Here is a 2023-nt window from a genome sequence, read left to right on the forward strand (position 1 = left end):
CCGGCCGCCGATGAACTGAACCAGAGCTACTGACCCCTCAACGCACTCCCCGACTGGTCCGCCGTTTCAGGCGGACATTTTTGTCGCCAAACTACAGGTTGGAGGTCGGAATTGAGCATGAAGAAAGTAGAATGATCGCTCTACTTTGCCGCTATGATATCGATCGAACAACGCAGGGCTGAAATCCGGGGCAGAAAGTATACTGAGAAGAGGTTGCCTCGCGAAGCTTTGACGCCTTGCGTTCTGGCTCTGATTTTCTCGGTACGCAGGAGACCTTCAAAATCAGGATAGAATAACAATGAAAATAGCTGGAATTCATATCTATCGGCACGACCTGGCTCATACCCGCGACGACAGCTCGGGCAGCAATCTGGATCTGTCCGCAGGCCCAAGACGGGGTATCCTTTCTGGTGAAAGCCGTCTTGGCGCTCCGTTCGAATCCTTTTGAAAGGAATAGTAAAAGCAATGGACCTGAATGGAAAAACAGCGCTGGTTACCGGTGCAGCGGGCGGCATCGGTGCCGCACTTGTAGCACGCCTGCGCGAAACGGGCGTCCGTGTTGCGGTTGCTGACCGAGATGTCAGCGGTATCGTGGCAGAAGCTCATCTGCCAGGCGATCTGCTTGACGGCACTTATGCTGACGCGTTGCCGAAGGCAGCGGTTGATCAACTGGGCGGATTGGATATTGTCATCAATAATGCCGGCGTCATCACTCGTGGGTCAGTGACCGAGTCCTCGGATAACGATTGGTTCCTGTCGCTGGGTGTGAATGTCGAGGCGCCATTCCGCATCTGCCGGTCCGCGATCCCTCTCATGGCTGAAAATGGCGGTGGGGCCATCGTAAACACCGCCTCGTGCTGGGGTCTGCGTCCGGGTCCCAATCACGCGGTCTATTGCATGACCAAAGCGGCGATTGCGTCTTTGACGCAATGCATGGGGATGGACCACGCCCATCAGGGCATTCGCATCAATGCCGTCTGTCCGAACGAGGTGAACACTCCCATGTTGCGGTCGGGCTTTGCGAAGCGGGGGTTTGACCCGGACACCGCCGTCAAAGAGCTGGGCCAGACCGTTCCTCTGGGCCGCATTGCCGAGCCCGAGGATATTGTCGATGTGATCATGTTCCTGGTCTCGGACGCGTCGCGCTATGTCTGCGGCACACTGGTTGAGGTCAATGGTGGGAAGCCTGTGTCATGATGCGGTTCGAGGGCAAGGTCGCGCTGGTTACAGGCGGTCGCAGCGGTATCGGGCAGGCGATTGCACGGCGGTTGCGGGATGAGGGCGCGCAGGTCTTTACCGCTCAACGCGGGCAAGACTCCGAGTTTCTGGGGATTGCTGCAGATTTCACCAATCCTACCAGTCCGGCGCAGGTGGTGAAAGCGGTCACCCGCAGGGCAGGGCGGCTGGACGTTCTGGTCAACAACGCCGGGATGATGCAGGAAGCCTGTGTCGAGGAAATGAGCCTCGAAGATTGGCAGCGCAATCTGGCGGTCAATCTGACGGCACCGTTCCTGACGATCCAGGCCGCCTTGCCACATCTGCGTAAAACCCGTGGCAGCATCGTCAACACCGGTTCGATCGAGGGGCTTGGAAGCAACCCTGGTCACGCGGCCTATTGCGCATCCAAAGCCGGTTTGCACGGTCTGACCCGCGCGGTGGCCGTGGACCACGGTCCCGAAGGGATACGGTGCAATGCGGTTGCGCCGGGGTGGATTGACACTGATCTGAACCTCGATTTCATCGACAGCATGGAAGACCCCGCCGCGTTCCGCCGAGATATTGCTCGGATCCATCCGGTCGCCAGAACCGGCAGCCCCGAGGAGGTAGCCTCATTGGTTGCGTTTCTGGCGTCGGACGATGCCGGGTTCATCACCGGTCAGGTTTATACGGTAGATGGCGGACGGATGGCCAAGCTGAGCCTGCCCTGATCACTCGTCGCGCGCTTTCCATTCTTTCCAGCGCAGCACTGCGTTTGCGCCGATTTCTCGGAAGGGTTGGGGTGGCAGGCGTTTGGGTTGGTCTT

General features: G+C 58.6%; 3 protein-coding genes. All 3 read left to right on the top strand.

All coding sequences use genetic code 11. From position 1 onward, the window contains the following. Positions 1-298 precede the first annotated feature (298 nt). From ACR0IK_RS24275 to ACR0IK_RS24285, 3 genes are read left to right on the top strand one after another with little or no spacing between them, the layout of a single operon-like run. The gene (locus ACR0IK_RS24275; protein WP_480597368.1) at positions 299-448 is read left to right on the top strand and encodes a hypothetical protein; all 150 of its coding nucleotides are present in this window, start codon (positions 299-301) and stop codon (positions 446-448) included. Between the two features lie 17 nt (positions 449-465). Further along, the gene (locus tag ACR0IK_RS24280; RefSeq protein ID WP_480643675.1) at positions 466-1197 is read left to right on the top strand and encodes an SDR family NAD(P)-dependent oxidoreductase; all 732 of its coding nucleotides are present in this window, start codon (positions 466-468) and stop codon (positions 1195-1197) included. Continuing rightward, positions 1194-1928, top strand: a complete 735-nt coding sequence (locus ACR0IK_RS24285) for an SDR family NAD(P)-dependent oxidoreductase (RefSeq protein ID WP_480643676.1) — start codon at positions 1194-1196, stop codon at positions 1926-1928. Before ACR0IK_RS24280 ends, ACR0IK_RS24285 begins: the two co-directional genes overlap by 4 nt. Positions 1929-2023: the final 95 nt, after the last annotated feature.

The sequence above is a fragment of the Ruegeria sp. BF7 genome (genome assembly GCF_056538605.1).